The sequence below is a fragment of the Cyclobacterium sp. 10D3-21 genome (assembly GCF_055809755.1).
The window spans coordinates 880,127-905,015 of the sequence record NZ_CM147924.1; the positions used below are offsets into that span (position 1 = coordinate 880,127).

Annotated in this window: 24 protein-coding genes; all 24 read left to right on the forward strand. The window is 38.8% G+C overall.

Annotation, left to right across the window (positions count from 1 at the left end; all coding sequences use genetic code 11):
* The first annotated feature begins 4 nt into the window (after nucleotides 1-4).
* The 24 genes from AC0L7T_RS03745 (at nucleotide 5) to AC0L7T_RS03860 (ending at nucleotide 24,875) form a co-directional block, all read left to right on the forward strand.
* Complete coding sequence (locus AC0L7T_RS03745; RefSeq protein WP_473341128.1) at nucleotides 5-553, forward strand: dihydrofolate reductase family protein; 549 nt, start codon at nucleotides 5-7, stop codon at nucleotides 551-553.
* Between the two features lie 67 nt (nucleotides 554-620).
* Nucleotides 621-1,637 (forward strand): 2-hydroxyacid dehydrogenase, encoded by a 1,017-nt coding sequence (locus AC0L7T_RS03750; RefSeq protein WP_473341129.1) that lies wholly within the window; start codon nucleotides 621-623, stop codon nucleotides 1,635-1,637.
* A 68-nt stretch (nucleotides 1,638-1,705) separates the two neighbouring features.
* Entirely contained in the window at nucleotides 1,706-2,308 is a 603-nt protein-coding gene (locus AC0L7T_RS03755; RefSeq protein WP_473341130.1) for an RNA polymerase sigma factor, read from the forward strand.
* 20 nt (nucleotides 2,309-2,328) lie between these two features.
* Entirely contained in the window at nucleotides 2,329-2,610 is a 282-nt protein-coding gene (locus AC0L7T_RS03760; RefSeq protein ID WP_473341131.1) for a hypothetical protein, read from the forward strand.
* Nucleotides 2,607-3,089: a Spy/CpxP family protein refolding chaperone gene (locus AC0L7T_RS03765; protein ID WP_473341132.1), complete on the forward strand. Its 483-nt coding sequence runs from the start codon at nucleotides 2,607-2,609 to the stop codon at nucleotides 3,087-3,089. The genes AC0L7T_RS03760 and AC0L7T_RS03765 overlap by 4 nt, the downstream gene beginning before the upstream one ends.
* 209 nt (nucleotides 3,090-3,298) lie before the next feature.
* Nucleotides 3,299-4,114: a YHYH protein gene (locus AC0L7T_RS03770; RefSeq protein WP_473341133.1), complete on the forward strand. Its 816-nt coding sequence runs from the start codon at nucleotides 3,299-3,301 to the stop codon at nucleotides 4,112-4,114.
* On the forward strand, nucleotides 4,101-4,706 hold the full coding sequence (locus tag AC0L7T_RS03775; protein WP_473341134.1) for a toxin-antitoxin system YwqK family antitoxin: 606 nt from the start codon (nucleotides 4,101-4,103) through the stop codon (nucleotides 4,704-4,706). The genes AC0L7T_RS03770 and AC0L7T_RS03775 overlap by 14 nt, the downstream gene beginning before the upstream one ends.
* On the forward strand, nucleotides 4,699-5,370 hold the full coding sequence (locus AC0L7T_RS03780) for an SCO family protein (RefSeq protein ID WP_473341135.1): 672 nt from the start codon (nucleotides 4,699-4,701) through the stop codon (nucleotides 5,368-5,370). The genes AC0L7T_RS03775 and AC0L7T_RS03780 overlap by 8 nt, the downstream gene beginning before the upstream one ends.
* Before the next feature lie 113 nt (nucleotides 5,371-5,483).
* On the forward strand, nucleotides 5,484-5,903 hold the full coding sequence (locus AC0L7T_RS03785; protein WP_473341136.1) for a DoxX family protein: 420 nt from the start codon (nucleotides 5,484-5,486) through the stop codon (nucleotides 5,901-5,903).
* A gap of 6 nt (nucleotides 5,904-5,909) precedes the next feature.
* Nucleotides 5,910-6,374, forward strand: coding sequence for a MarR family winged helix-turn-helix transcriptional regulator (locus tag AC0L7T_RS03790; RefSeq protein WP_473341137.1), 465 nt, complete (start codon nucleotides 5,910-5,912; stop codon nucleotides 6,372-6,374).
* A gap of 10 nt (nucleotides 6,375-6,384) precedes the next feature.
* On the forward strand, nucleotides 6,385-7,017 hold the full coding sequence (locus tag AC0L7T_RS03795) for a nitroreductase family protein (RefSeq protein ID WP_473341138.1): 633 nt from the start codon (nucleotides 6,385-6,387) through the stop codon (nucleotides 7,015-7,017).
* A 288-nt stretch (nucleotides 7,018-7,305) separates the two neighbouring features.
* Nucleotides 7,306-7,941: a GyrI-like domain-containing protein gene (locus AC0L7T_RS03800; RefSeq protein ID WP_473341139.1), complete on the forward strand. Its 636-nt coding sequence runs from the start codon at nucleotides 7,306-7,308 to the stop codon at nucleotides 7,939-7,941.
* A gap of 37 nt (nucleotides 7,942-7,978) precedes the next feature.
* Entirely contained in the window at nucleotides 7,979-9,541 is a 1,563-nt protein-coding gene (locus AC0L7T_RS03805) for a hypothetical protein (protein ID WP_473341140.1), read from the forward strand.
* A 335-nt stretch (nucleotides 9,542-9,876) separates the two neighbouring features.
* Nucleotides 9,877-10,575, forward strand: a complete 699-nt coding sequence (locus AC0L7T_RS03810; RefSeq protein WP_473341141.1) for a ferritin-like domain-containing protein — start codon at nucleotides 9,877-9,879, stop codon at nucleotides 10,573-10,575.
* A 24-nt stretch (nucleotides 10,576-10,599) separates the two neighbouring features.
* Nucleotides 10,600-11,418 (forward strand): ferritin-like domain-containing protein, encoded by an 819-nt coding sequence (locus AC0L7T_RS03815; RefSeq protein WP_473341142.1) that lies wholly within the window; start codon nucleotides 10,600-10,602, stop codon nucleotides 11,416-11,418.
* 673 nt (nucleotides 11,419-12,091) lie between these two features.
* Nucleotides 12,092-13,153, forward strand: coding sequence for a prenyltransferase/squalene oxidase repeat-containing protein (locus AC0L7T_RS03820; protein ID WP_473341143.1), 1,062 nt, complete (start codon nucleotides 12,092-12,094; stop codon nucleotides 13,151-13,153).
* Between the two features lie 471 nt (nucleotides 13,154-13,624).
* Nucleotides 13,625-14,230, forward strand: coding sequence for an RNA polymerase sigma factor (locus tag AC0L7T_RS03825; RefSeq protein WP_473341144.1), 606 nt, complete (start codon nucleotides 13,625-13,627; stop codon nucleotides 14,228-14,230).
* A gap of 202 nt (nucleotides 14,231-14,432) precedes the next feature.
* The gene (locus AC0L7T_RS03830) at nucleotides 14,433-14,888 is read left to right on the forward strand and encodes a hypothetical protein (RefSeq protein WP_473341145.1); all 456 of its coding nucleotides are present in this window, start codon (nucleotides 14,433-14,435) and stop codon (nucleotides 14,886-14,888) included.
* Nucleotides 14,889-15,287: 399 nt separating this feature from the next.
* Entirely contained in the window at nucleotides 15,288-15,893 is a 606-nt protein-coding gene (locus AC0L7T_RS03835) for an RNA polymerase sigma factor (RefSeq protein ID WP_473341146.1), read from the forward strand.
* 105 nt (nucleotides 15,894-15,998) lie between these two features.
* Nucleotides 15,999-17,072, forward strand: a complete 1,074-nt coding sequence (locus AC0L7T_RS03840; protein ID WP_473341147.1) for a FecR family protein — start codon at nucleotides 15,999-16,001, stop codon at nucleotides 17,070-17,072.
* 127 nt (nucleotides 17,073-17,199) lie between these two features.
* Entirely contained in the window at nucleotides 17,200-20,766 is a 3,567-nt protein-coding gene (locus AC0L7T_RS03845) for a TonB-dependent receptor (RefSeq protein ID WP_473341148.1), read from the forward strand.
* A 26-nt stretch (nucleotides 20,767-20,792) separates the two neighbouring features.
* Nucleotides 20,793-22,505, forward strand: a complete 1,713-nt coding sequence (locus AC0L7T_RS03850) for a RagB/SusD family nutrient uptake outer membrane protein (protein WP_473341149.1) — start codon at nucleotides 20,793-20,795, stop codon at nucleotides 22,503-22,505.
* Nucleotides 22,506-22,566: 61 nt separating this feature from the next.
* Nucleotides 22,567-23,418: a rhamnogalacturonan acetylesterase gene (locus tag AC0L7T_RS03855; RefSeq protein WP_473341150.1), complete on the forward strand. Its 852-nt coding sequence runs from the start codon at nucleotides 22,567-22,569 to the stop codon at nucleotides 23,416-23,418.
* A gap of 5 nt (nucleotides 23,419-23,423) precedes the next feature.
* Entirely contained in the window at nucleotides 23,424-24,875 is a 1,452-nt protein-coding gene (locus tag AC0L7T_RS03860; protein ID WP_473341151.1) for a hypothetical protein, read from the forward strand.
* Nucleotides 24,876-24,889: the final 14 nt, after the last annotated feature.

Here is a 24,889-nt window from a genome sequence, read left to right on the forward strand (position 1 = left end):
TATCATGAAAAAACTGATCTATTATGTAGCCATTTCTATAGATGGTTTCATTTCTGGCCCAAATGATGACATTAGCCTGTTTCTTGGTGAAGGAGAAGGGGTAGATAAATACCAGAATGACTTGAAGAAATTCAATACGGTGATTATGGGCAGGAAAACCTATGAGTTTGGGTACAAGTATGGCTTAAAACCAGGTCAGGCCCCTTACCCGCATATGGAACATTACGTCTTTTCAAATAACCTTCAAATCTCTTCTTTAGCAGCCAATGTTCATTTAGCGAAAATAGAGATCGAAAATGTGAAAGAGATACTACGCAATTCTGGTACGGATGTATACCTATGTGGTGGAGGTCAGTTTGCTGGCTGGCTTCTGGACAATGGTTTGATCAATCAGGTTAAATTAAAAGTCAACCCCATCGTTTTGGGACAGGGGCAGCCACTTTTTGGGGAGTCAAAAACGGCAGCAAAGCTGGAACTTGTTTCAACTGAATCCTTTCGGGAAGGTTTGCAAATTTTGACTTACGAGCTAATTACGATCCTTAAAGAAAACTAAATTTCCAGCAATTTTCACTTTGTCAATTTATAAGAAGTAAACCCTTTTTACTGAAGATGCTTTATATATGAAAATAGTCAGAACTGACAAGGAACTTGAACTTCCCATGGTTGATCAGGTCCTTAGAGATCAGGGACATGAGTTGGTTTTACTTCCAGAAACGGTGTCTGAAGAAGCCCTTTGTCGCGCGGTAGAGACATGTGATATATTATTGATGTGTTATACCACAATTGGGCCTAAGATTATAAATGCTGCTAAAAACCTTAAAGCCATAATCAAATATGGTGTGGGGGTAGACGCCATAGACATTCCTGCTGCCAATAAAAAGGGGATAGTGGTTGTAAACATTCCAGAATATGCTGAAGAAACGGTGGCAGAAGGTGCCTTTGCAATGCTTCTGGCCTTGGCTAAAAAAATGCCTGCTATCCAAAATAAAATGAGAAAGTCCTCCTGGGCCTGGCCTACTCAAGAATGGATGTCTCAGGATATAGCAGGCAAAACACTGGGTATAATTGGCTGTGGTCGAATAGGGAATAGTATGGCAAGAATGGCCGGTTTGGGATTTAGGGCAAAAGTAATTGGATATGATCCCTATAAATCTGAGGAACATTTAGCCGAAAATGGGATTATTAAAACTGAATCACTTCAATCATTGCTCGAACAAAGTGATTTTATTTCCTTGCATGCGGTGTTAAATAATGAAACCAGGCATATAATTGGTAAGCATGAATTGGCGATGCTAAAGAAGACGGCGATTATTGTCAATTCTGCTCGTGGAGCCTTGATAGATGAGGAAGCTTTGTTGGAAAGCCTGACCAATGGGCAGATAGGAGGGGCAGGTTTAGATGTCTTCAGTAAGGAGCCTCTGAATCATAGCACTCACCCTTTACGTAAACTTTATGAGTTGGAAAATGTGATTTTATTTCCGCATCTTACCTTTTATACCAAAGAGGCGATGGATAGGCTTGAAAGGGAAACCTTGGAAAGGTGTGCAGAGGTAATAGAAAACAGACCAATACTTATTAAATCCAAAGACCCAAGGCTTCAGCACCAAAAAAACCTTGAAACAATATTTGAAGTTTAAGGGGTACCTTTATATTTAAATCAAGCCTGAAATAAGCTTATAAAAATTATAGTGTAGATTAAGCCTGTATGACAAATGTGCGACAGATAAATGATGAGGCCCAATTTCTTATGGAAATGGCAAATGGCAATGAAAAGCCACTTGACTATTTTTATAATAAATATTCGGCAAAGGTTTATTCAACGGCACTCAGTTATACGAAAAATGAGGAAGATGCTGAAGAACTGCTTCAGGATGTTTTTATTACTTTATTTGATTCTGCTTCAAAATTCAAGAACGATGCCTCTGTCAGTACCTGGATTTATAGGATGACCATTAATAAATGTCTCGACTTTCTACGCAAAAAGAACAGTTTAAAACGAAAAGGTATATTCTCCTCCTTGTTTAGTAAGGATTCGGGTGAAATCATTATTGAGCCCATAGATTTTGTTCACCCTGGAGTGAAAATGGAAAATTCCGAAGATGCCAAACTCTTGTTTCGTGTCATGGATGAATTGACAGAAAACCAAAAGACAGTTTTTATCCTTACCCAAATTGACGGCTTGCCACAACAAGAGGTTGCAGACATCATGAAGGTCAGCAGGAAGTCAGTAGAGTCACTTTTGCAGAGAGCAAAAGCAACAATGAGAATAAAACTAGAAAAATATTATCCCGAGCGAGGGAAAAAATGACACAATACGTCTAAGAATATATGGAAGCCTGGAAAAACAAAATCATGAATAGCCTGGAAGGGATGGAAGATGCCCAACCACCTAGAGATAGCTTGTTAGCAATCAAGAAAAAATTGGGCGATCAAAAAAGAAGTAAACTGGCCAAAAACCCTAGCCAGTGGATGGCTGTGGCGGCAGTTATGCTATTACTGGTTAGTGCAAATGTATTTGTGCTGGACAACTACTTTACTTATCAGGAAAGTACCGAACAAGTAGAATCAACCTACACTGGTCTGATTTCAGACTATAATATTTATGAATGATGAAGAAAAATATATTTAAAATTGGGTTTTTTATCCTATTGATTATCAATGGTGTACTGGCCTTTGTTATGTTGAACCATCCCAGGCCACCTCTTTCTGGTCCCCAAGAAAAAGCTGATTTAATGTTTAAGATTAGCAAGGAGCTTAATCTTTCCGAATCACAAGAGGCAAGCTTTTTTACGTCTGCTAAAAACCATCAGAAGGAAATGGCTTTGATAGAGCGGCAACAAAAAAAGTTGGTGAAAGAATACTTTGAGTTTTTAAAAATGCCAGTGGTGGACGAAGAGGCCAAAGCAGAAAAATTGAATGAAGTAGCCCTTAAAGAAGCTGAAAAAATAAACATGACCTTTGCTCATTTTGAGGAACTAAAAAACCTTTGCAAGGATGAGCAAAAAGAGCAATTCAATGAGATTATCAGTGAAGTGCAGCAGGTTTTGCTAAGAGAAAGAAGAAATATCCCCCCGTTATCAAGGGATTGATTACATTCTCACGTCTATAGAAATAAATTAAACCCGGATTATGTAATAGGATTCGTGATGAGTGTTGCAATCGCAAGAAAATCAGGCTGTTTGGATATTTTAGCATAGCACCGCTATGGTGAAATTGAAAACAGCAACGATTGGGTATTTTGAAGCGATTTCAGCACGTAATAGATTGTCTATTGCATATTTCGGGTTAAACTATAGTCATGAAGAAATTAGTTTTCAGTAAGATAGCAGTACTAAGCATCGTAATAATGTCTTGTTCATGCGATAATCAGGAGCTTATCCCAGAGAATAAGCTTACCGAGTTACCAGCTGCATTTGAAGCCTTTGATGAAGCCAATACAACCATAATGCTAGATGGGGACGAGATTATTATAGAATCAAATGGTCTCCCAAATCACACTTCCCCCTACTGGTCAAATACTACAAAAAGGGAAGCAACGGACCCAAGGGGGAATTTATTGGTCACAGAAGCTGCTTCCGCAAACCATCCGCTTTTCGTAAATCCCACCTATACCAGTTTTGGTCAAATGGCCCCCGGAAATATTGATGATTTCAATGGTGCCTATACGCTTATCGTGCCGGCAATTCCAGCCAAAGCATCAACTACCTCATCTACAGGATTAGGGCCAATAGGGATCGCCGTTAGTGGATCCATGATCTACAATGATGAGGAAGGACCAAACATCCCATTGGATGATGCAGCGCCTTCTTTGGATTACAATGGTGCGCATACAGGCCCTCAAAGTTACCATTATCATCTGGAGCCACTTGCCTTTTCTGATGATGACGATAACCTGATCGGGATCATTTCAGATGGATTCTTTTTGTATGGCAGGAAATGTGCGAGCACAGGAGACTATCCCAATGACCTTGATGTATCAGGTGGGCATACTTCTATCACCAAGTACAATCAGGAGGAGGAATACCACTATCATATTCAAAATGAGTTGTATTTAAATAAGTATTACATCCTTTTTCCAGGAAATTACCAAGGCAGTCCAAATGCTATTAATTAAACAAATATACTGGTTCTCATTACTTGTTTTTGGGTTTAATACGCCAAATGGAACGCCTGTTGATGGTGCTTTAACACCAGCCGAATTGGAGAAGAGGACGGTTTCGGATGAGAACCTTATACTCAATCCCAATCAAGGGATTGTTTTTTATAAGGACGAACCATTTACAGGGACAGGAATAGCGACCTATCCAAATGGGCTCGCGTCAGAAAAAATCACCTATTTGAATGGTAAAAGAGATGGGGTGCTTCAGCGATGGTTCGAAAATGGCCTGTTGAGTTTTGAAGCCAACTATGCAGCGAACAGACTAAATGGAATAGTTAAATCCTGGTGGTCCAATGGAAAGCAAAGATCTGAAGCGAATTTTCAAAACGGAGTGGTCCATGGGGTTCAAAAACAATGGTACAGCAGTGGACAGCTATTTAAGGTGCTCCATATCGTTGAGGGTTTGGAAGAAGGCATACAGCAGGCATGGAGAGAAAATGGAAAACTATTTGTAAATTATGAAGCAAAGGATGGCCGTATCTATGGTTTGAAAAGAGCGAGTTTGTGTTACGAGTTGGTAGGAGAAAATATTGTGATAGATGAATAAATTGACAATTGTATTGATCGTTTTTTTTGCGTCTGCCTGTAATAATGGAGGACCAAAAACAACAACCACTGATGAGGACAAAGAAACCTTGCCTTATTATGAAGAAGCTACATTTACTCCTCACTGGTTTTCTACAAAGGAGGATGTTCCTGTGGATTTTCACCAAATCCCTGAATTTAACCTGTTCAACCAATATGGGAATGAGGTTACTGCAAAGGATCTGGACAATAAAATCAGTATAGTAAATTTCTTTTTCACCACCTGCCCGGGAATTTGTCCAAAGATGATGGCCAATATGTACTTGATTCAAGAAGAATTGCAGGAAACAGACAAAGCAATGTTCCTTTCGTATTCTGTAACCCCAGAAATGGATGGTGTTGAGGAGCTTAAAGTCTACGCTGAAAAAAATGATATAGTGAATAAAAGCTGGTTTTTGCTGACAGGGGACAGAGATCAAATTTATGACCTGGGAAGAAACCAATTTTTTGTTGAAGAAGACATGGGAATAGCCAAAGGCCCTGATGATTTTTTACATACGGAAAACATCTTGCTTATCGATGGCGACCGACACATTAGAGGCATATACAATGGCCTGAATAAAACAGCCATTCAGCAATTACTGGCCGATTTCAAAATGCTTGAGGCTGAATTGGCTGCTCTATAAATCCCCCTTATTCGATTAACCTTTAAAATTTTGTAAAAGAAATTAGCGCTTAGGAAACTTTCAAAGCAATAGTATCGTTTGCGATATAAGCGTGTAAGATTTAAAAACAAAAAATGAATAATCAGACCTCTTTAGTACAAAATATTTTCAGGTTAATTCTGGCTGCATTTATGATTTATGCCGGAATTAGTCATTTAACCTTCAATAGAATTGATTTTCAGGCGCAGGTACCGGATTGGTTGCCTTTTGAAAAAGATTTGATTGTGGTGTTATCAGGATATGTAGAAATCGCACTTGGGCTTGGATTGGCATTTTGGAAAAGCCAGCGGGTGAATTTTGGTTGGGCACTTGCCGTATTTTTTCTATTGGTTTTTCCTGGGAATGTGGCACAATATCTCGATGGTAAAGATGCTTTCGGGGCATTGGATTCTGATAAGGCACGCTTGATTCGTCTTTTCTTCCAGCCAGTGCTTATTGTATGGGCCCTTTGGTCTGCAGGATCATGGGCTGATTATCGATCAAAAAAAAATTAAGAATTGATGGACGCTTCACAACTAGAATTAAAGAATCAAATCTGTTTTCCTTTTTATTCCGTCTCACGGCTAATAACAAAGGCCTACAAGCCTTTTTTAAGCAAGTTGGGCTTGACTTACCCTCAATACCTGGTGTTGATGGTGCTTTGGGAGTCTGATGGAATAAGTGTAAATCAGATCAAAGAGAAATTATTATTGGATACCAATACCCTTTCTCCACTACTTAAACGGATCGAAGCAATGGGGCTAATCAAACGCCTTCGTTCAACCACAGATGAAAGGAGTGTAATTGTATCCTTAACTGAGGAAGGGACAAAATTGAAGGTTCAGGCTTTGCCTATCCCTGAAAAAATGCTTGAAAGTTTATCCGCCGAAGGCATAGAAATAGATGAGATCGCTGGATTGAGGAAAATGTTAAATACCTGGATGAAAATCCTTTCGAAAAATAGTAATCAAAACGAAAATAAATAGAATCAGTAAAATGGAATTAATTGACAAGTTGAATTGGAGATATGCTGCTAAAGCCATGAATGGTAAGAAAATAGCGCAAGAGAAGGTGGACAATATAATAGAAGCAATATCATTAGCACCAACCTCGAGTGGTTTGCAACCATTTGAGGTGATAGTAATTACCAATCAAGAAATCAAAGAGCAAATTAAGCCTATTGCCTGGAATCAATCTGTAGTTACCGACTGTTCTCATTTGTTGGTTTTTGCAGCTTGGGATACCTATACCGAAGAGCGGATCAATAAAATGTTTGACCTCACCAATGAGGAAAGAGGCTTTACCAATGAAGGTTGGGAAAACTACAGGAAACAATTGCTCGCTACTTACCCGAACAGATCGGCTGAAGAGAATTTTAACCATGCGGCCAAGCAAGCCTATATCGCTTTTTCACAAGCCATTGCCGCTGCTGCATTCGAAGGGGTAGACAGCACCCCAATGGAAGGTTTTGATCCTGATGCACTTGATGAGATCTTGGGATTAAAAGAAAAAGGACTTAGAAGTTGTGTTGTCCTTCCTTTAGGATACAGAGACAGCGAACAAGATTGGTTGGTAAACCTTAAGAAAGTAAGAAAAAGCAAAGAGGATTTGGTAACTGTTTTGGATTAAGGAAAACCTCTACCAAGGGATACATTTGATTATTAATTGTTATTCTGAAAAGAAGCCATAAAAGCGCAATGCTATTATGGCTTCTTTTTTTGCTCAAGAATTGAGGAAGTTTTGTTTTGACTTAGAGTGACTGATGCTTTGAATTCAGAATTGTATTTTCCCTTTCACTGGAAATAAATATTTTTCCTTTTTAAAGGGGAATGGGTAAATTGAAAAAAAAAAATATGGCACAGACAAAAATGGCTGGCTGAATCAAGTTATTGCTTCCAAAATCAACCCAAATGCACCATGAAATATGAATGGAGGAAATCCGAAAAAGAGCTTTATTTACCCAAAGCCAAGCCTACAAAAGTAAATGTCCCTGCATTTAAGTTTATCAGCATTTCTGGAGAGGGGAATCCAAATAGCAGCCAGTTTGCTGATTGTATTTCGGTTCTCTATTCATTGTCTTATGCCGTAAAAATGACCCTTAAAAAGATCAGTGATCCACCGGAAGGCTATCAGGATTATACCGTTTATCCACTTGAAGGGGATTGGGACATTAATGCTGCGGCCAAGGCCAAATTTGATGGAACCATCAATAAAGATGATTTGGTATTTACCATTATGATTCGCCAACCCAGTTTTGTGGAAGAGGGCTTTTATGAAGAGATGTTGGCCATGACAAAAAAGAAAAAGCCCCAGCCTTTACTAGAGAATGCCCGGTTTGATACCATTGAGGAAGGATCTTGCTTACAGATGTTGCATGTAGGCAGTTATGACAATGAGGCGGAATCCTTCGCGAAAATGGAAGCTTATGCAAAAGAGGTAGGTCTGGAAAGACTTTCAAAAACCCATAGGGAAATATACCTCACCGATTTCAGAAAAGTGCCAGAAGAAAAATTAAAAACGGTATTGAGGTTTAAGGTCAAAAGTGATGCTTAATTTTTATCAAAACAATAACCCGATTTAACAATAGCCCATGAGATTGTCTGCATTCAATTGTTTTTTTATAATATGGATGACCCTATATGGAATTCCTCTTCAGGCCCAAACCAGTCCTGACCAAATAAAATTTACCCGGCAAGCTTCTAAAAGGTTGATTTTTGATGATGACCAGACCATACCTTTGGCAGGTATTTGGCCGGAAAAAACCATAGGGTTTTCTGTCATGCATCCGATTACTAGCCTGCTTAAGGATAGTTCAAAAGTCTCTATCATAGCCAATCAATTGATTGTTCAGTCCAAAGCAAAAACGGAAACAGCCATTTGGTTCGGGGGCTTCAATCCAGTAGCTACCTATGCCATTCATTTGGACTCAAGTATTGGTAAAGGAGCACTTGGTTTTTCATTTTCCGGAACCAATACAAAAGAGAAGTTAACCATTAAGCTGCAGTTCAATGAGCAAAAAATCAAGGACGCAAGGCTACACTATACCGACAAGAACGGCAGGACCACTGAAGAGTCAATCGCTGTAAACCTTTCCGAAACCACCTCCTTAAAAGGAACACTTTATCTGCAAATGCTTGGAAGTGGCTTGGTGCTGTATTTGAAAGACGAGGAATTGCCGCAGGTCATTGGGCAGTCTGATTTTAACACTTTAATAGATTTGCGAAAAAAGGAATACTTGCATTCATTTCAATCACACCTTTATGTAGGGCTTGACTCAGGGGAAGTAAAAATAGATAGGGTACTTATGGGACTTACTGCAGGCGTAGGTTTAGCCGACATTCGTGCGATCACTTATGAGGATGGTTCTCCGCTCTTGGACCAAGGGCGCTTGTGGTACACCATGTCTATTAGAGGTAGGGCTTTACCACATCATGTTCAGGGTGTGTTCAGTATGAATCCTTCTGTATTCGATATTAAATTAGAAGGGGTCATCCTTTTTGATCGCAAGGATGGACTTTTAAGAAATGAAGTGGCATCGCATATCTTTTTTGACCGAAATGATAAGGTTTGGAAAGGTACCACCACGGGTTTTAGTGCTTATGCCAATATAGATAAAGAAGAGAAACAGCTCTTGGCTGTTAAAAGTGAAAGGGATCCAAGGTTTGGTTTTTCAGTAATGGAGGCATCCCCTTTTGGGGTAGTAGGCGATGTGGAGGATCCGCATATTCTTTATGACAGTGAGGTAGGCAAATGGAGAATCTTGACCTGTGTCAATGAAGGTGGCTACAAGGCAATTGTAATGGAGTCTGACCATTGGAACAAAGGCTATGTGAAGATTGCTGGACCTGTTGCGCACAACTCCACGGGTACATCCATTCAGAAAATAGGTGATCGCTTGTATTGTTTTTCTGGAAGTTCAGAGAGAGAAATTTTCATTTATAGCTATCCTGATTTGAAAGAGGTTGGGACATTGAAAATGGATTTGCCGCCTTGGGATAAGCTTTCAGGAACAAGAGTATGGCCCAATGTAGTGCAGTTGCCTGAAGGATACCCATTCCGCTATGTGGCTTTGATGATGGATAGAATTAATTATCCAGGAATGGCTGGGCCAAATTGGACCTATGGTGCACTGTACCTTTACCATGGTTATTGAATAACTTTTTACACGTTTAAGGGATATAGTTGCGCTTATTAGTAGAAGATCGTTTAAGCGATAAACAGGTGATTTATCCTTGCTTTTTGGCTTTCAACATTTTTTTTTATGATTTACCACCTAATAAAAACCACTGTTAAGCGTGATTTAGCAGGGGTTTTATAGATAAATATTCCTTTTCAATCATTTTTTATAAAAAAGTTTAGCTCCCCCTAGATCCAAAGGGATCTTTTGATTCGTAACTCTTCTCAAATAAGTCATAAAAATCAATCATCGATTCGATTGACCATTTATGATGAAAACGAAACCAAGTTATTTACCTAAACTTTAAGAAAATGAAAAATGATTTGATTAAACCTCAGGGACTGGTGAAGGATGCCAACCGTAGGAAGTTCCTTCAAAAAGGTAGCTTATCCATTGCTGCAGCAGGATTGTTTATGGTCGGCTGTAATGACGATGAGGATTACATGCCGCCGATGAAAGATGGGGTAATGTTGGGGTCCGGTGATATTGGAATATTGAACTATGCTTATGCACTAGAACAACTTGAAGCGGCATTTTACGCAACCGTAATTCAAGGGGGGTATTTCGCCAATGCGAATGCGGAAGAAAAGCAAATCATGGGAGACCTTGAAAAACATGAAAGGGCTCATAAGGAATTTTTTAAAGCTGCTTTAGGTAATGCTGCAATTGCAGATTTGGAAGTAGACTTCAGTGCAATTGATTTTGACGACAGAATGTCGGTTTTAGGGGCCGCTAAAACATTCGAGGATTTAGGTGTAGCTGCCTATAATGGCGCAGGAAAGTTTATTCAGGATGCAGGCTATTTATTGATTGCCGGTAAGATTGTTTCAGTAGAAGCAAGACATGCTGCAGCAATCAGAGACCTATTGAATCCAGGTTCCGCAGATTTTGCTGGTGACGATTTGATCGATGCCAACGGTCTTGAACGCACACTCAGCTTCTCAGAAGTGCTTTCTGCCGCGAGTACTTATGTGACTACTCCAATTGACTTCAGCCAATTGCCAAGCTAATATTTAACCTAAACTAAGATAGACATGAACTTATTAAATTTATTAGATAAAATGTGTCCGGATACTAAGGATTCGGATGAAAAAGAATTGTTTTTTTCTAGAAGAGATGCTTTTCACAAATTTGGTGACCTGAGTAAAAAAATGGCAATGGCCGCGGTTCCTTTGGGAATTTTGTCCGCTTTACCAAAAGTTGCCAAGGCAGATACAGATAGCTTGATAGGCGTTTTGAACTATGCGCTGACTTTGGAACATCTTGAATACAGGTATTATCAGATGGGCTTAGATGCTGGGGTTATTGAAGGAGCAGATATGGCTATTTTTGAAAAAATAAGAGACCATGAGTTGGCTCACGTTAATTTTTTGACTGAGGTAGTTGGGAATGTTTTGGGTGGAACCCCAGTGACAGAACCAGCCTTTGATTTTACTGCAGGCGGAAATTTCTCACCATTTACGGATTACCCTACTTTTTTGGCCTTGTCTCAAGCATTTGAGGATACCGGAGTGAGGGCTTATAAAGGTCAGGCAGGCAATGTAATGGAAAATGACGTGGTACTAACTGCCGCACTTTCTATCCATTCGGTAGAAGCCAGGCACGCTTCAATGGTGAGAAGGCTTCGAACCAAAAAAGGGCATGACAGTATTAAAGGCTGGATTACAGAAGGGTCAAATGGTACTTTACCTGCCGCCACCCAGGCCATATATGCCGGTGAAGAAAATGTAATGCATGGAGGTGTGGATGTTACTCAACTGACAGGTATTGATTCTGCTGCTGTAACTGAAGGATGGGATGAGCCATTGAACAAAGACCAAGTATTGGGAATTGCATCACTTTTCTTAGCGTAGATTAACTAATTGGTTGGGGTTGAGTGCTTAGGTGTCATCTTTGTTGGGAGATGGCACCTTTTTTTTGTTTAACCCGGATTATTTAATAGGATTTCTCCGTCCTGACAATAGTCAGGGGTGAAGCCTGTCCCGTGTTTACGGGAAGTGTTGCAATCGCAAGAAAATCAGGCTGTTTGGATATTTTAGCATAGCACCGCTATGGTGAAATTGAATACAGCAACGAAGTGGCTGATTTTAAAGCGATTTCAGCACGTAATAGATTGTCTATTGCATATTTCGGGTTTATGATTGAATCTTAGAGAAAGTGATATGTGCTTCTACCCGAAATAGGCCACCGACAATTCATTCCCTAATTCTATCTAGCTCATTGATTACTTGCTGTGATCAGGTGAAAATGAGCGTTATTGCTCCTGTTTCACCAGCCCTATAGGAACGTAATATCAAAGCAACGGGTAAAGCCCGTGGTTCAGGTGAATGCTGACAAAATCTCATCTATGAAGTGAAATTGTAAGGGTATTATTTTTGTTATTTATTAAAATATGCTGAAATAGTATTCTACTTTGAGGGAAAGATTGCATATTTCGGCTTCAATCCAATAAGCGATAGAATAGTAATTCCTTCGGGATGAATAATGAATAAAAATCAAAATTTTTGAAAACATAAAATACAAAAGATGAATTTTAGCCGAAGAAAAGTATTGCAATTATTACCTGTAGTAACTGGAGGAGTAGCGATGGGCGATTTTGACTTTTTGATGATTGACAATCAAAAAAAGGTACTTGAAGGGGTTCGCTCATTTTTTCAAAAAATCGCTAATCAGGACGGAACTTTCAGGCCTGGAATAGCCAAGGATTACGCAGGAAATTCAGATACAAAATTTTCTGGCATTGCATCCCCTACCTATGCGGTGATCATTCATAAAACATTTGGCTGGGAATTGCCTTATGAACAAGCAACCATAGATTTCTTTCTTTCCTGTCAGAAGGAGGACGGTGCATTTTATGCGCCTACGGGAGAAGGAGACATGGAAACGCCGCTTGCTAAATTATACAATACCGTTCAAAGTGTGGCGGCCTTAAAAATATTGGGAAGAGAACCAAAGTATGACCCTACGCCCGTTATAACCTATTTTTTCGAAGGGAACAGGTTTCAGGAGCTACCGCTTTACACAAGCAGCTTTTTTGCACTATTTTATAGTGCATGGAAGACGAAAATGCCATCGAATATTGATGAGAAAATGAGAGGGTATTTAAGGGATAACCAAACAGCTGATGGATACATTGGGGATCACGTGGCGTCTACTTTTCACGCAGCACATTATTATCGATTAATTGGGGAGGAAACTCCTTTGGCTAAAGAAATGGTGACTCGGGTGCTTAAAGACCAAAAAGAGGATGGATCCTGGTCGCTCCATCAACCAGATTGGGATGTTCATGCAGTCTATGATGCTCTGTTTATTCTTAAGCAGGCAGGCGGAGTTACGAATAGAAAAAAAGATATAAAGAAAGCGTATAGTAAAGCTAACAATTGGATGCTTAAGTGTCAAAAAGAGGATGGTGGATTTAGTCATTTCCCTGGAAACGAACCTTCTGATGTTGATGCAGTATATTTTCACGTGGCTGCCCTTGTAGAAAGTGGCTATTTGAAATCGGTTAAGGGAATTGAAAATGAAGAAATTTATGGATGGGGTCATTTGATGAATCCAAATAAAAATTATAATTGTTTAATTGAATAACAAACGATAATCTTCTTAAACCAATTTTTATACAATAGGGTTTGTTTTGGTCTTAGGTGTCCTTTTTATTGCTTGATTTAATCGTGTAATAGAAGGGGCATTTTTTTTTATAGTAAATTTTTATTGAAAAGAAGCAGGATGAGTCAGTGTGCAGCGCTCTTTTATTTTTGTCAAAGTGGAATTTTATTTAAAAGCATCTGTAAATGCTATTGCTTTAGCCATTCCAAAATGTAGCGTCATTTTCAGGATGGCAGCCTATTAAATTTTACAATTTTTGGCTGATTCCGTAAAATAAATAATTGCTGAATTTTCTTAACCAAAAATTCTCTTCATCATCCCAAAATAGGCGCTATTTATTTTTATATGGTGATTTGTCAAAATCAGTAAATGGGAATATTTTATTTTGATATTTGGAAATTTGGATATTTATACACATTTTTAAGTGACTAAAACCCTAACATCCAAATTATTATGAGGTACGAACATCTGAATTCTTATGAATTGTGGGGTTTGATTCAATTCGCCGATCAGGATGCATTTTCATATATTTTCGCGTCTAATTCTGATGATTTATTTAAGTATGGACAGAAGTTCACTACAGATTGTGAGCTAATCGAGGATGTTATTCAAGATATGTTCATACACCTTTGGGAGTTTAAATCCAGTTTGGATATCCACTCATCCATTCGATTTTATTTGTTTTCAACCTTCCGAAGAGAATTGGTAAGAAGGCTTAAAGAAAATCATAAATACGACGTTTTGGAAGATTACCATTCAAGCATAACTTGGCAGGATTCATTTCAAGAGATATTGATTGAAAACCAAATTACACAGGAATCTAGTAGAAAAATTTCCTCCGCATTAGACAATTTATCTACCAGACAAAAAGAAGCCATATATCTCAAATACCGCCTAGAATTGTCTTATGACGAGATTTCAGCCTTGATGGGGATAAAAGTGACCGCACTGTACAACTTGGTCCTAAAAGGACTTAAGTCAATGAATCAATTCCTTTCTTCATCTGATTTTACAGCGGTAGTCATATTTTTATTTGGTTTCATCAGCTCATACGTCTAAATTTTTGTCTATTAATGATAAAAATTTAAATATTTATTGAAAAAACAAAAATATGATGATGAAATTTACCAACAATCTCTCTCTTTAAGGTATAGCTGTTTGATAAATGAAATCCTTTAAGTAATGGGGGCTTTATAATGACTCCGAACAAGCAATATTATGGCAGGACTGGTTAAATGCCAATCCTTCTCAGGTTGAGTTATTGGGACAAGCAAAGACAATTCTTCTTGAGTTGGATTCCTCAGCTTTGAAATGGACGGAAAGTAGAAAGAAAAAAAACTTGCTGGCAATTAGAGAAAAGACTATAGCTACTGAGGAAGAGGAGGTGACTTCCAGTAGATATGCATACACCTCTGGCAATACAAGACTTGAAAATAGAATAAAGCGATTCTTAGGAGGGTTCATACTTGCTTTATTTTCATTGGCCTTGGTTTATGTTTTTTTTCAGTGGATAACAATAAACCAATTACACAAGTGGCTAAATGGTGTCACACCCCATGAGTTAGAAAGGTTATTATTCAATAAGTACAAAATTCATACAGTAGCGATTGATTTTGAAAATATCAGTTGTGTTCGTGTTACACCTCATGTTTATACTCGTTTACCTGAATTGGATAAATTTGTTTGCGCTATTAAAGAAATAGCTACCAAGGCTTAGGGATTAATTTTTTCAGACATGGGCGTTTAAGCTTAATGACAAATGGAATAAGGAATTTGAGAATCTATTGACCGGGATGGTGGATAGATTCTCAAATTGATAGGGGGTGGTTTTTTTAGATATTCTGATTGGAATCCAACTTATGATGGACTTCAAAAAAGCCAAAAGGCTTGCGACGCATGTTCCTTCTGTAGTTGTAATCGGACAAGCAAATTTGCTCCTTAACAGTGAATTGCATTTGCAGTGTTTTCTTTATCAATAGAGACAAAAGCAACCTCTAATTTTTATTTCTAAGTTGATGGTCATAACCAGGAAATAAGAATAATTTATTTTGATATTTGGAAGTTTAAATATTTATCCACATTTTTAAGTGTTTTAAACCCTAACATCCAAATTATTATGCAGTACGAACAACTGGGTTCTTATGAATTGTGGGGTTTGATTCAATCCGCCGATCAGGAAGCATTTTCATTTATTTTCACCTCCTATTCTGATGATATATATAAGTATGGACAGAAATTTACTACAGATTGTGAGCTTATTGAAGATGTCATTCAGGATGTGTACGTACACCTTTGGGAGATAAAATCCAGTTTGGATATCCACTCCTCTATTCGGTTTTATTTATATTCGGCTTTCCGTAGAGAGCTGGTTAGAAGGCTAAAAGTAAATCAAAAACATGAGGTGCTGGAGGATTATCATTCAAGCATGGCTTGGCAGGATTCCTTTCAAGAGATTTTGATTGAAAATCAGATTACCCATGAATCAAGCAGAAAAATTTCCTCAGCATTAGATAATTTATCCACCAGACAAAAAGAGGCCATCTATCTAAAGTATCTTCAGGATTTGTCTTATGAAGAAATTTCAGAGCTGATGGGAATAAAAGTGCCTTCTCTGTACAACTTGGTTCTAAAAGGACTTAAGTCCATGAAGCAGTACCTTACTTCATCCGATTTCACAGCTAAGATCATAGTTTTGTTCGGTTTAATCAGTGCAGACGCCTAATTTTTTATCTGCAAATAGTAAAATTTAAAATTTTTATTAAAAAACATCAATATCATGGTGAGATTTACCAACAATCTCCCTCTTATAGATATAGATGTTTGATAAATGAAATCCTACGAAAAAATAGCTGATTTTTTAGAAGATAAATCCTTTAAGCAATGGGTGCTTAATAATGATGCCGAACAAGCAAAATTTTGGCAGGACTGGTTAAATGCCAATCCTTCTCAGGTTGAGTTATTGGGACAAGCTAAGACCATTCTTCTTGAGTTGGATTCTTCTGCTTTGAAATGGATGGAAAGTAGAAAGAAAAAAACCTTCCTGGCGATCAAAGACAAGATTATATCTGCTGAGGAAGAAGAGGACAATTCCAATCGTCATGTATACACTTCTGGAAATGCAAGACTTGAAAATAAAATAAGACTGTTTCTGGGAGGATCCATACTTGCCGTATTTTCCTTGATTTTGGTTTATGCCTTTTTGTCAGTAGAATACAAGGAACCAATTGCCCAAAATACTACGTCAAACGAATGGGTCATTAAGTCCAACCCAAAAGGACAAAAGTCTACCTTAATGCTCGCTGATGGTAGCAATGTGGTGTTGAACGCAGAAAGCGAGTTGCGATTTAAACGTGAATTTGGGCAGAGCCATCGGGAAATATTCTTATCAGGAGAAGCCTTTTTTGAAGTGGCTTCCGACAGTCTCTTACCTTTTCGTGTGCATAGTGGTGATTTAATTACCACAGCATTAGGCACCTCTTTCAACATCAATTCCTATAAAAAGAATTTTGTTCAGGTGCAGTTGGCTACAGGTAAGGTCAGGGTGTCAAATTCATCTGAGGAAGGACAATCAGTAGATCTAATTCCTGGAGAAGAAGTGGTCATTGGTACAGATAACAATTTAATCAAAAGCAAATTTGACCTTGAGAAGGCCTTTCCTTGGAAGGAAGGTGTGCTGGTTTTTGAGAAAATTCCTTTTTCAGAAGTTGTTCAAATCCTGGAACGTTGGTATGCGGCTGAAATCAAAGTCAAAAACAGTCCCCAAAATAATGTAAGAATTTCCGGAGAATTTAAAAAAAACACCTATTTAAAAGATGTGCTTGAGAGTTTGGGGTATGCCTATAATTTTGATTTCTCGATTAAAAATAAAACAGTATTCATTCAATTTAAAGCAAGTGAATAGCCTATGAAAATAAAGTAAAAAGCCGATGAACAGTATTCATCGGCCAGTTCCAGAAAGAGGGAAAGTTCTCAGGCTTCCTTCTAACTGTAGTTTTAATGCCATCGATAACAAGAAAACTATCAAATTTATGAAAAAATCATTACATGTACTTAGTATGGTGGGGAAATATTACCTATACGGCTTTTTTCTACAGCTGTTGTGTCTAAACCTGATGTACGCATCTCCAACAAAGGGGCAAAGTTCTCTGAATATCAGTGAAGTGTACTTGAGCTTAGACCTAAAAGATGCATCCTTGGCCGAATCCTTTAATAGGATAAAAAGTGAAACATCGTTTTTGTTTATCTATGACCAGGAATTGGTAGATGGATCACTACCAGTCAACCTACAGGTAGAACACCAAAGCTTAGAAAATGTGCTTTTGTCATTAGCTGCCAGCCATACACTTTCTTTCAAGCAAGTAGACAATAGAATTAGTGTTAAAGTGGCCAAAAGAAATAGTGAAGAAAAAAACGTCGAAGTGGAGGTCACCATTCGTGGCACCGTCACCGATGCAAGTGGAGCGCCTATTCCGGGAGCAACTGTTTCTGTTCAGGGCACCTCAATAGGAACCGCAACAGATATTGATGGTAATTATTCCCTATTGGTGCCTGAGGGTGCTACTTTGGTGATTTCATTTATAGGTTTTGAAACGCAACAGATTGCAATTGGAGACAGAAGCGTGCTGGACGTGAGTTTAATTGAGGAGATGTCCTCCTTGGATGAATTTGTGGTTGTAGGGTATGGTACTCAGAAAAAGGTTAATTTGACTGGATCGGTGGATGTGATTTCCAGTGATATGTTAGAAGACCGTCATGCTGCAAATGTTTCCCAGTTATTGGTTGGAACAACACCTGGATTGAATTTTGGTTTTGATGCCAATGGGTACCAGCCAGGGGCTAAGGCCTCTATAGATATTCGTGGAATTGGATCACTCAATGGAGGAGCGCCTTATATCCTGATAGATGGATTTCCTGGTGACATGAATTCCCTTAATCCTGAAGACATAGAATCCATATCCGTTTTAAAAGATGCAGCAGCATCTGCTATTTATGGTGCAAGAGCGCCTTATGGTGTGGTGCTTATTACAACCAAATCCGGTAAGAAAAATTCAAAAATAAGGGTAAACTATTCAGGTAGCATGAGTTTGGTTACCCCTGCTAAATTGCCAGGAACCTTGGATTCTTACACTTATTCTCGTGTACTCAATGAAGCAGCATTAAACAAAGGTTCTTCTTTGAAGTTTAGCGAGGAAACCATTGATAGAGTTATCGCCTATCAAGATGGGGACTATGATTTTATACGCTCACAATTTCCTGCAGATTTCCCTGCTAGTGAAGTGACCAACTGGGCTGCTTTCCCTGCTGCTGGTGGTGGATGGGCCGGTGGAAATGGAGACGGTCATGCTAACAACGATTTTTGGGACCTGGCTACTGGTCCTAACATGGGACAATCTCATAATTTTTCCGTACAGGGCGGATCCGATAAAACTTCTTATTATCTATCAGCAGGTTTTACAAACCAAGCAAGTTCCTTTACATGGGCTGATGATTATAACAAGCGTTATAATCTAACAGCCAAAGTTAAAACGGCACTGACTGATTGGTGGGATTTGAGATTTGAAACGCGTTTAATGAAAAACAATCGCCATTTCCCTACGGGTGCAAGACCTGAGTCTTCTGATTCATACAATGCCCTTTTACATATTATTTACAATACAGCACCAAAACAAGCAGTGTTCGATAGTTTCGGAAATCAAGTGCAGAGCAGTGTGAAAAGCTTTTTTGAGGCTGGAGCAAGTAATGATGAGACTACGGAGAACTGGCAAATCATAGGTACGGAATTGAGACCCTTAAAAGGATGGAAAATAAATGCCGATTTTGCCTATCAATCCACTGATTTTTACGGTCTTCATGACGGTAGAGAATTTGGAGAACAAAATTGGTTGACAGGAGAGCAGTCAAGTTCGTGGGTAGCAAGTCAGGTCAATGAATACCATTCCAGTGATTATTATTGGAGTTCGAATATTTACTCTTCTTATGAATGGAGCTTTAATGAAGCTCATAATTTCATGGTTATGGCTGGAGGGCAATATGAATCAGGTAAATACAGGTCATTGAATGGTCAAGCCAGAAATTTAATTGTACCTGATATTATTTCTTTAAATACTGCCACAGGAGATCCATCCATCAATGAAGGATTAAGTCAGTGGGCTACTGAAGGTTATTTTGGTCGATTAACTTATAATTATAAGGAAAAATACCTTGTAGAATCCAACGTGAGATACGATGGGACTTCTCGCTTTTTGGAAGGTAAAAGATGGGGGTTTTTCCCTTCATTTTCTGCCGGTTGGGTGGTGAGTAATGAAGATTTTTGGACGCAATCATCAGGTTTTATCAACACTTTAAAACTTAGAGGTTCTTGGGGTCAACTTGGTAACCAAAATGTTGCTGCTTACCAGGATTTGGCATTGATTCAATTGTCTAAAAACTTACTTAACTGGCTTCCAGGTTACAATCAAACCGGACAGGTTGGATATACCTTGACGCCTTCTTTGGTAAGCCCTTCATTGACTTGGGAAAAAGCGGCCACCACTAATATTGGTATAGACATGGAATTTCTCGCCAGTAAACTTGGGGTTAATTTTGATTGGTTTGAGCGGAATACGACTGACATGATCGGGCCATCTGAGACTTTACCGGGTGTTCTTGGGGCATCTGTTCCACGATCTAACAATTCGGCCTTGAGAACCAGAGGATGGGAATTGTCTGTAAAATGGAAAGAAGTTGTTAATTCTGATTTGAGTTATTTTGTTGGTTTCAACTTATATGATGCCAAGGCGGTTGTGACGGAATACAACAATCCAACCGGTTACCTCGGATCCTGGCTTGTTGGTCAGGAAGTAGGAGATATCTGGGGATGGTCTTCCAATGGATTGTTCCAGTCCCAGCAAGAGATCGACAATCATGCCGACCAATCCTTTATTTATAACTTATGGAATCCAGGAGATGTCAAATATGATGACCTCAATGGTGACGGAGTTATCAACAATGGTCAGAATACAATCGATGACCATGGTGATTTAATGCTTTTAGGAAATTCCAGTTCACACTATCAATTTGGGGTTAATTTTGGTGCCAATTTTAAAGGTTTTGACTTCTCCATGTTATGGAAAGGAACAGCCAAACGCGCTAAGGGTATGAATTATAATGATTATGCCTATTATGGTTTTCGACGTGCAAATTGGTCACAACCAAAATGGGATCACTTGGATTATTACCGAGATACCCCAGGTACTAAGTACGTAGGTTTATATGAAGGTGATGCGAATATAAATACAGACGCATTTTATCCTCGCCCTTATGAGGACAATGCCTCTAACGTAAAAAACCAAACTTATAACTCTCGATATTTAGGCAATTTCGCTTATTTAAGATTGCAGGATGTTCAGTTGGGGTACAGTATCAATGATACCGTGATCAGTAGGTTTGGGTTGAGTAAAGTAAGGATTTACTTGTCAGGTTCCAACCTTTTGACTTTTGATCATTTGCCTGTAGGAATGGATCCAACTTTGCCTTCCGGAGGCTATTCAAATAGTACTGGCAAGGACTACAGAGCAGATCGCATTTACTCAATGGGCTTGAACGTTACCTTTTAATCTCATCTCTACAAAACTTATTTACAATGAAAAATACACTAAAAATAGTCTTTATTTTGACATTTTTTTCAGGTTGGTCTTGTACAGATTTTTTGGACAAGCCACCTTTGGATCAGATTGGAATTGATGAATACTGGAAATCTTCGGTAGATCTCAAAAATTACACCGCTAAGTTTTACGAGAGCTTGCCTTATCATGAAAACAGTATGTCAACTGTGGGACGTGAGGATGCAGCTAACAATATTACTTATAGAACAGCCAATTCAATATTGAATGGAGAAACGACCTTGTCTACTGGTTCCTGGCAGAGTGGTTTCGCACCTGTAAGAAGTATAAATATCTTTTTGGATAATTATGACAAGTGTGAAGATCCTTATAGCTCGTGGAAACAATACCTTGGGGAGGCACAGTTTTTTAAGGCTTGGATATACTTTGATTTGGTACAAACCTATGGTGATGTGCCATGGTATTCTCATGCATTGACCCCTGATGATGAGGCTGAATTGATTAAACCAAGGGATTCAAGAATTTTAGTCGTGGATTCTATCTTGTCTTTATTAGACAAAGCAGTAATTAACCTTGATAAAAAAGACGAAGCTCCTTGGGGAAATAATTCAATCAATAAGGAAGTAGCACTTGCTTTTAAATCCAGGGTAGCCTTGTTTGAAGGGACTTGGCAAAAATACCACAGTGGGGATGAATTTGGAACACCAGGGGCTGATCCTGATAAATATTTCCAGGCCTGTGTGGATGCCGGAAATGAATTGATGAATGGGGATTACAATGTGGGAATATATTCTACAGGGAAAACGGATCAGGATTATTATGATTTATTTGGAACAGGAGATATGGGAGGTATCAGTGAAGTGTTGCTGTATAGGGCCTATAATGTAGGTGAATTTATTGGCCATAATCAAAATTATTATGGCACAACCACACCTTCAGAGTTAGGTGCAACATGGTCCTATGTGACTTCTCACTTGGGGCAAGATGGAAAACCGATGGATTATTTATCCATTTCCCAACAAGAAAAAGGGAATGATTTCTTAGAAATGCTGGCCAGTGATGTTGATCTAAGGTTAAGGCAAAGTATTTGGATCCCTGGAGATGTTCAACATTATCCTTCTAATGTGGTGTTCGATTTTCCTCCATTATTTGCAGGAAGTCGTGAAAATAATCCTACTGGATTTCAAATCAAAAAATACACCAACCCTTATCAGGAATTGGGTTATGCCAATGCAAATGATGCTGGTAGGATTGTATTCAGGTATGGAGAAGTACTGTTAAACTATGCAGAGGCATTGGTAGAGTTGGATGGGACTGTTGCTTATGATGTCCTCAATCAACTAAGGGCTAGGGTAGGCATGCCAGACTTTGAGGTGATGTCTCAGGATGCTGATCCAAATAAGGTGGATTATGGATACCCTATCTCGGATGCACTCTATGAGATTCGTAGAGAAAGAAGGGTTGAATTGGCATTTGAGGTGCTGAGAGAGCAGGATTGGAAACGCTGGGCAGCACATGAACTGTTTTTAAATAAGCGTCCTAAAGGATATCCTTTCAACAGTTCGGAATTTCCCAATGAAAGCCCTGTATTGGATGAAAATGGACTTGTTGATCCATTGCAAATTGAAATTCCAAATGGGTATAATTTTAACCCAGACAGGAATTACCTGGAGAGCGTACCGCAAACAGAATTGACCCTAAATACAAATCTAAATCAGAATCCTGGTTGGTGATAACTGTATTACAGCCTATAAACAATTTTGTACTTTGTATTGGTAAAAACCTATGAGTCAAATGAAAAACAATGAGCATCCGGGTCTATTGACCCGGATAACTCATTTGAAATCCAGCGCTTTTTATTTCTCCTTTTACAGCTTGGTACTATTGCTTTTTTGCAGTTGCAATCAAGAAAACATTCGCGTTTTCAGTATTGGCGATTCCACCATGAGCAATTATAATTTGGAAGAAATGGATGAACATTATGGTGGTTCAAATTTTCCTAGAAGGGGCTGGGCCATGACACTTTCTGCGTTTTTGAATGACAAAGCAGAAGTAGTGAACAGAGCTGTAAGCGGTAGAAGCTCGAAAAATTTCATTGCCCAAAGACATTGGGATAAGGTAATAAATGATATTCAGGAAGGTGACTTTTTGATTATTCAGTTTGGTCACAATGATCAAAATGCTGATGATCCAAACCGCTATACTGAAGCCTTTGGGGAGTATAAGGAAAACCTTCTCAGGTTTGTTAAGGAATCTGAATCCCTTGGTGCCAGACCCATAATAGCGACACCTATTGCACGAAGAAGATTTGATGCTGAAGGCAATCCAGTGAATACTCATGGGGATTATGCAACTGCTTCAATTGAAGCGGCTAAAGAATCAGGTGTTCCATTAATAGACTTGAATAAAATGACCTTGGATTATTTAAGTAAAGTAGGAGAAGAAGATTCGAAAGCTTTGTTTTTACATATTGAACCAGGTGTTTTTGAAAACCTGCAAGAGGGACTGAAAGACAATACGCATTTGAGCAAGCTAGGTGCCTGCGCAGTTGCAGCATTGTTTATAGAAGGTGTTGAAAAATCTGGTTCTCCATTGAAGAAATACCTTTTAAAGAATAAGCCTGATTGCTATTCTAAAATTAAATAAAAATTATGATGATAAGGATTCAAAGATTATTAGGGTTGATTTTGACCATTAGCACAGTCCTTTTTTCAAAGGATTTGATAGCTCAGAATAAGGTGTTTCAAGCCGGAGCTTCAATTACTGATATTACCCCTCATCTGGGACATCCAATTGTTGGCAATTACAACTCTCCTCCTGCAACCTACATTCATGACCCACTAAGTGTAAGGATCCTTGTACTGGATGATGGTGCGAAGGAATTGGTATTTGTAATTGTGGATAATGTTCATATTAATCGGGAGGTTTTTGATGCTGCCAAAGCAATGCTGGATCGAGATTTAAATATTCCGGCAAAAGATGTAATGATGGCCTCAACACATACCCATTCAGGGATAAGCCTTAATGGAGAAGGGTTAAAAAGCATATCTCCCGAAGTAGGAGTTGCCCTTGATGAATACCAGACTTTTGTTGTCAAAAGAATGGTAGATGGAGTAAAGATTGCAAGAGAAAACAAAACGTTAGCCAAAATTGCTTTCGGAAGCGTAGATGTTCTGGAGCATGTATTTAACAGAAGGTGGATCATGAAAGACTCTGTAATGAGTCCATTGGGACAGTTGGAGATAGCTAAAATGAATCCCGGACACAGCAATGCCTTGCTCCGTCCAGCAGGTCCTGTAGATCCTGAAGTGTCCTTTATTGCAGTAGAATCCAAAGAAGGAACCCCCATAGCTTTATTGGCCAACTATTCCCTACATTATGTTGGTGGAGTGCCTAGGGGACATATCTCGGCGGATTACTTTGCAGCTTTCGGAAATCGTATGGGTGAATTATTGGAAACAGGCTCAGATCTACCTGCTTTTATTGGAATTATGACGAATGGAACTTCAGGTGATGTCAACAATAATGATTATTCTAAACCTAGACCTAAGGAATCCTTACCTCCTTATGCCAAAATGCATTACGTGGCTAACGATGTTGCCGATAAAGTACATCAAAAATACAAGGAGCTGGATTTTCAGTCAGAAGTTAAACTAGGCTCAGCACTTTCAGAAATGACCCTTACTGTAAGACGCGCCTCTCCTGAAATCCTCAAAAATATAGCCCTGGTTAGAGATCATAATGGTTCAGAGCCTCTGTTTCATAGATTGGAAAAAACCTATGCAAGTCGCGTTTTTAATATGGAATCATCCTACCCTGATTCTGTGAAGGTGGTGTTGCAATCTTTTGCCATCAATGATATTGGAATTGCTTCTATACCCTTTGAAGTTTTTGCTCAAATTGGTTTAGATATTAAGGAGCAGAGCCCTTTCAAAAATACCTTTACCATAGAATTGGCCAATGGTTCTTACGGGTATTTACCAACTCCCGCTCAGCATAAATTGGGTGGTTATGAGTCTTGGTTGACCACAAACAGGGTGCAAAAGGATGCTTCAGTTTTGATTACTGAACAACTTATAAAGCATTTTCAACAATTGAAATAAGCCCTGTTTTTGCT

What these genes read in the sequence shown, in the direction of transcription:
- AC0L7T_RS03745 (WP_473341128.1), top strand. Translation starts at nt 5, where the DNA reads ATGAAAAAACTGATCTATTATGTAGCCATTTCTATAGATGGTTTCATT.
- AC0L7T_RS03840 (WP_473341147.1), top strand. Translation starts at nt 15,999, where the DNA reads ATGAAATCCTACGAAAAAATAGCTGATTTTTTAGAAGATAAATCCTTT.
- AC0L7T_RS03810 (WP_473341141.1), top strand. Translation starts at nt 9,877, where the DNA reads ATGAAAAATGATTTGATTAAACCTCAGGGACTGGTGAAGGATGCCAAC.
- AC0L7T_RS03760 (WP_473341131.1), top strand. Translation starts at nt 2,329, where the DNA reads ATGGAAGCCTGGAAAAACAAAATCATGAATAGCCTGGAAGGGATGGAA.
- AC0L7T_RS03800 (WP_473341139.1), top strand. Translation starts at nt 7,306, where the DNA reads ATGAAATATGAATGGAGGAAATCCGAAAAAGAGCTTTATTTACCCAAA.
- AC0L7T_RS03780 (WP_473341135.1), top strand. Translation starts at nt 4,699, where the DNA reads ATGAATAAATTGACAATTGTATTGATCGTTTTTTTTGCGTCTGCCTGT.
- AC0L7T_RS03805 (WP_473341140.1), top strand. Translation starts at nt 7,979, where the DNA reads ATGAGATTGTCTGCATTCAATTGTTTTTTTATAATATGGATGACCCTA.
- AC0L7T_RS03850 (WP_473341149.1), top strand. Translation starts at nt 20,793, where the DNA reads ATGAAAAATACACTAAAAATAGTCTTTATTTTGACATTTTTTTCAGGT.
- AC0L7T_RS03845 (WP_473341148.1), top strand. Translation starts at nt 17,200, where the DNA reads ATGAAAAAATCATTACATGTACTTAGTATGGTGGGGAAATATTACCTA.
- AC0L7T_RS03795 (WP_473341138.1), top strand. Translation starts at nt 6,385, where the DNA reads ATGGAATTAATTGACAAGTTGAATTGGAGATATGCTGCTAAAGCCATG.
- AC0L7T_RS03820 (WP_473341143.1), top strand. Translation starts at nt 12,092, where the DNA reads ATGAATTTTAGCCGAAGAAAAGTATTGCAATTATTACCTGTAGTAACT.
- AC0L7T_RS03785 (WP_473341136.1), top strand. Translation starts at nt 5,484, where the DNA reads ATGAATAATCAGACCTCTTTAGTACAAAATATTTTCAGGTTAATTCTG.
- AC0L7T_RS03770 (WP_473341133.1), top strand. Translation starts at nt 3,299, where the DNA reads ATGAAGAAATTAGTTTTCAGTAAGATAGCAGTACTAAGCATCGTAATA.
- AC0L7T_RS03750 (WP_473341129.1), top strand. Translation starts at nt 621, where the DNA reads ATGAAAATAGTCAGAACTGACAAGGAACTTGAACTTCCCATGGTTGAT.
- AC0L7T_RS03855 (WP_473341150.1), top strand. Translation starts at nt 22,567, where the DNA reads ATGAAAAACAATGAGCATCCGGGTCTATTGACCCGGATAACTCATTTG.
- AC0L7T_RS03815 (WP_473341142.1), top strand. Translation starts at nt 10,600, where the DNA reads ATGAACTTATTAAATTTATTAGATAAAATGTGTCCGGATACTAAGGAT.
- AC0L7T_RS03835 (WP_473341146.1), top strand. Translation starts at nt 15,288, where the DNA reads ATGCAGTACGAACAACTGGGTTCTTATGAATTGTGGGGTTTGATTCAA.
- AC0L7T_RS03860 (WP_473341151.1), top strand. Translation starts at nt 23,424, where the DNA reads ATGATGATAAGGATTCAAAGATTATTAGGGTTGATTTTGACCATTAGC.
- AC0L7T_RS03775 (WP_473341134.1), top strand. Translation starts at nt 4,101, where the DNA reads ATGCTATTAATTAAACAAATATACTGGTTCTCATTACTTGTTTTTGGG.
- AC0L7T_RS03755 (WP_473341130.1), top strand. Translation starts at nt 1,706, where the DNA reads ATGACAAATGTGCGACAGATAAATGATGAGGCCCAATTTCTTATGGAA.
- AC0L7T_RS03765 (WP_473341132.1), top strand. Translation starts at nt 2,607, where the DNA reads ATGATGAAGAAAAATATATTTAAAATTGGGTTTTTTATCCTATTGATT.
- AC0L7T_RS03825 (WP_473341144.1), top strand. Translation starts at nt 13,625, where the DNA reads ATGAGGTACGAACATCTGAATTCTTATGAATTGTGGGGTTTGATTCAA.
- AC0L7T_RS03790 (WP_473341137.1), top strand. Translation starts at nt 5,910, where the DNA reads ATGGACGCTTCACAACTAGAATTAAAGAATCAAATCTGTTTTCCTTTT.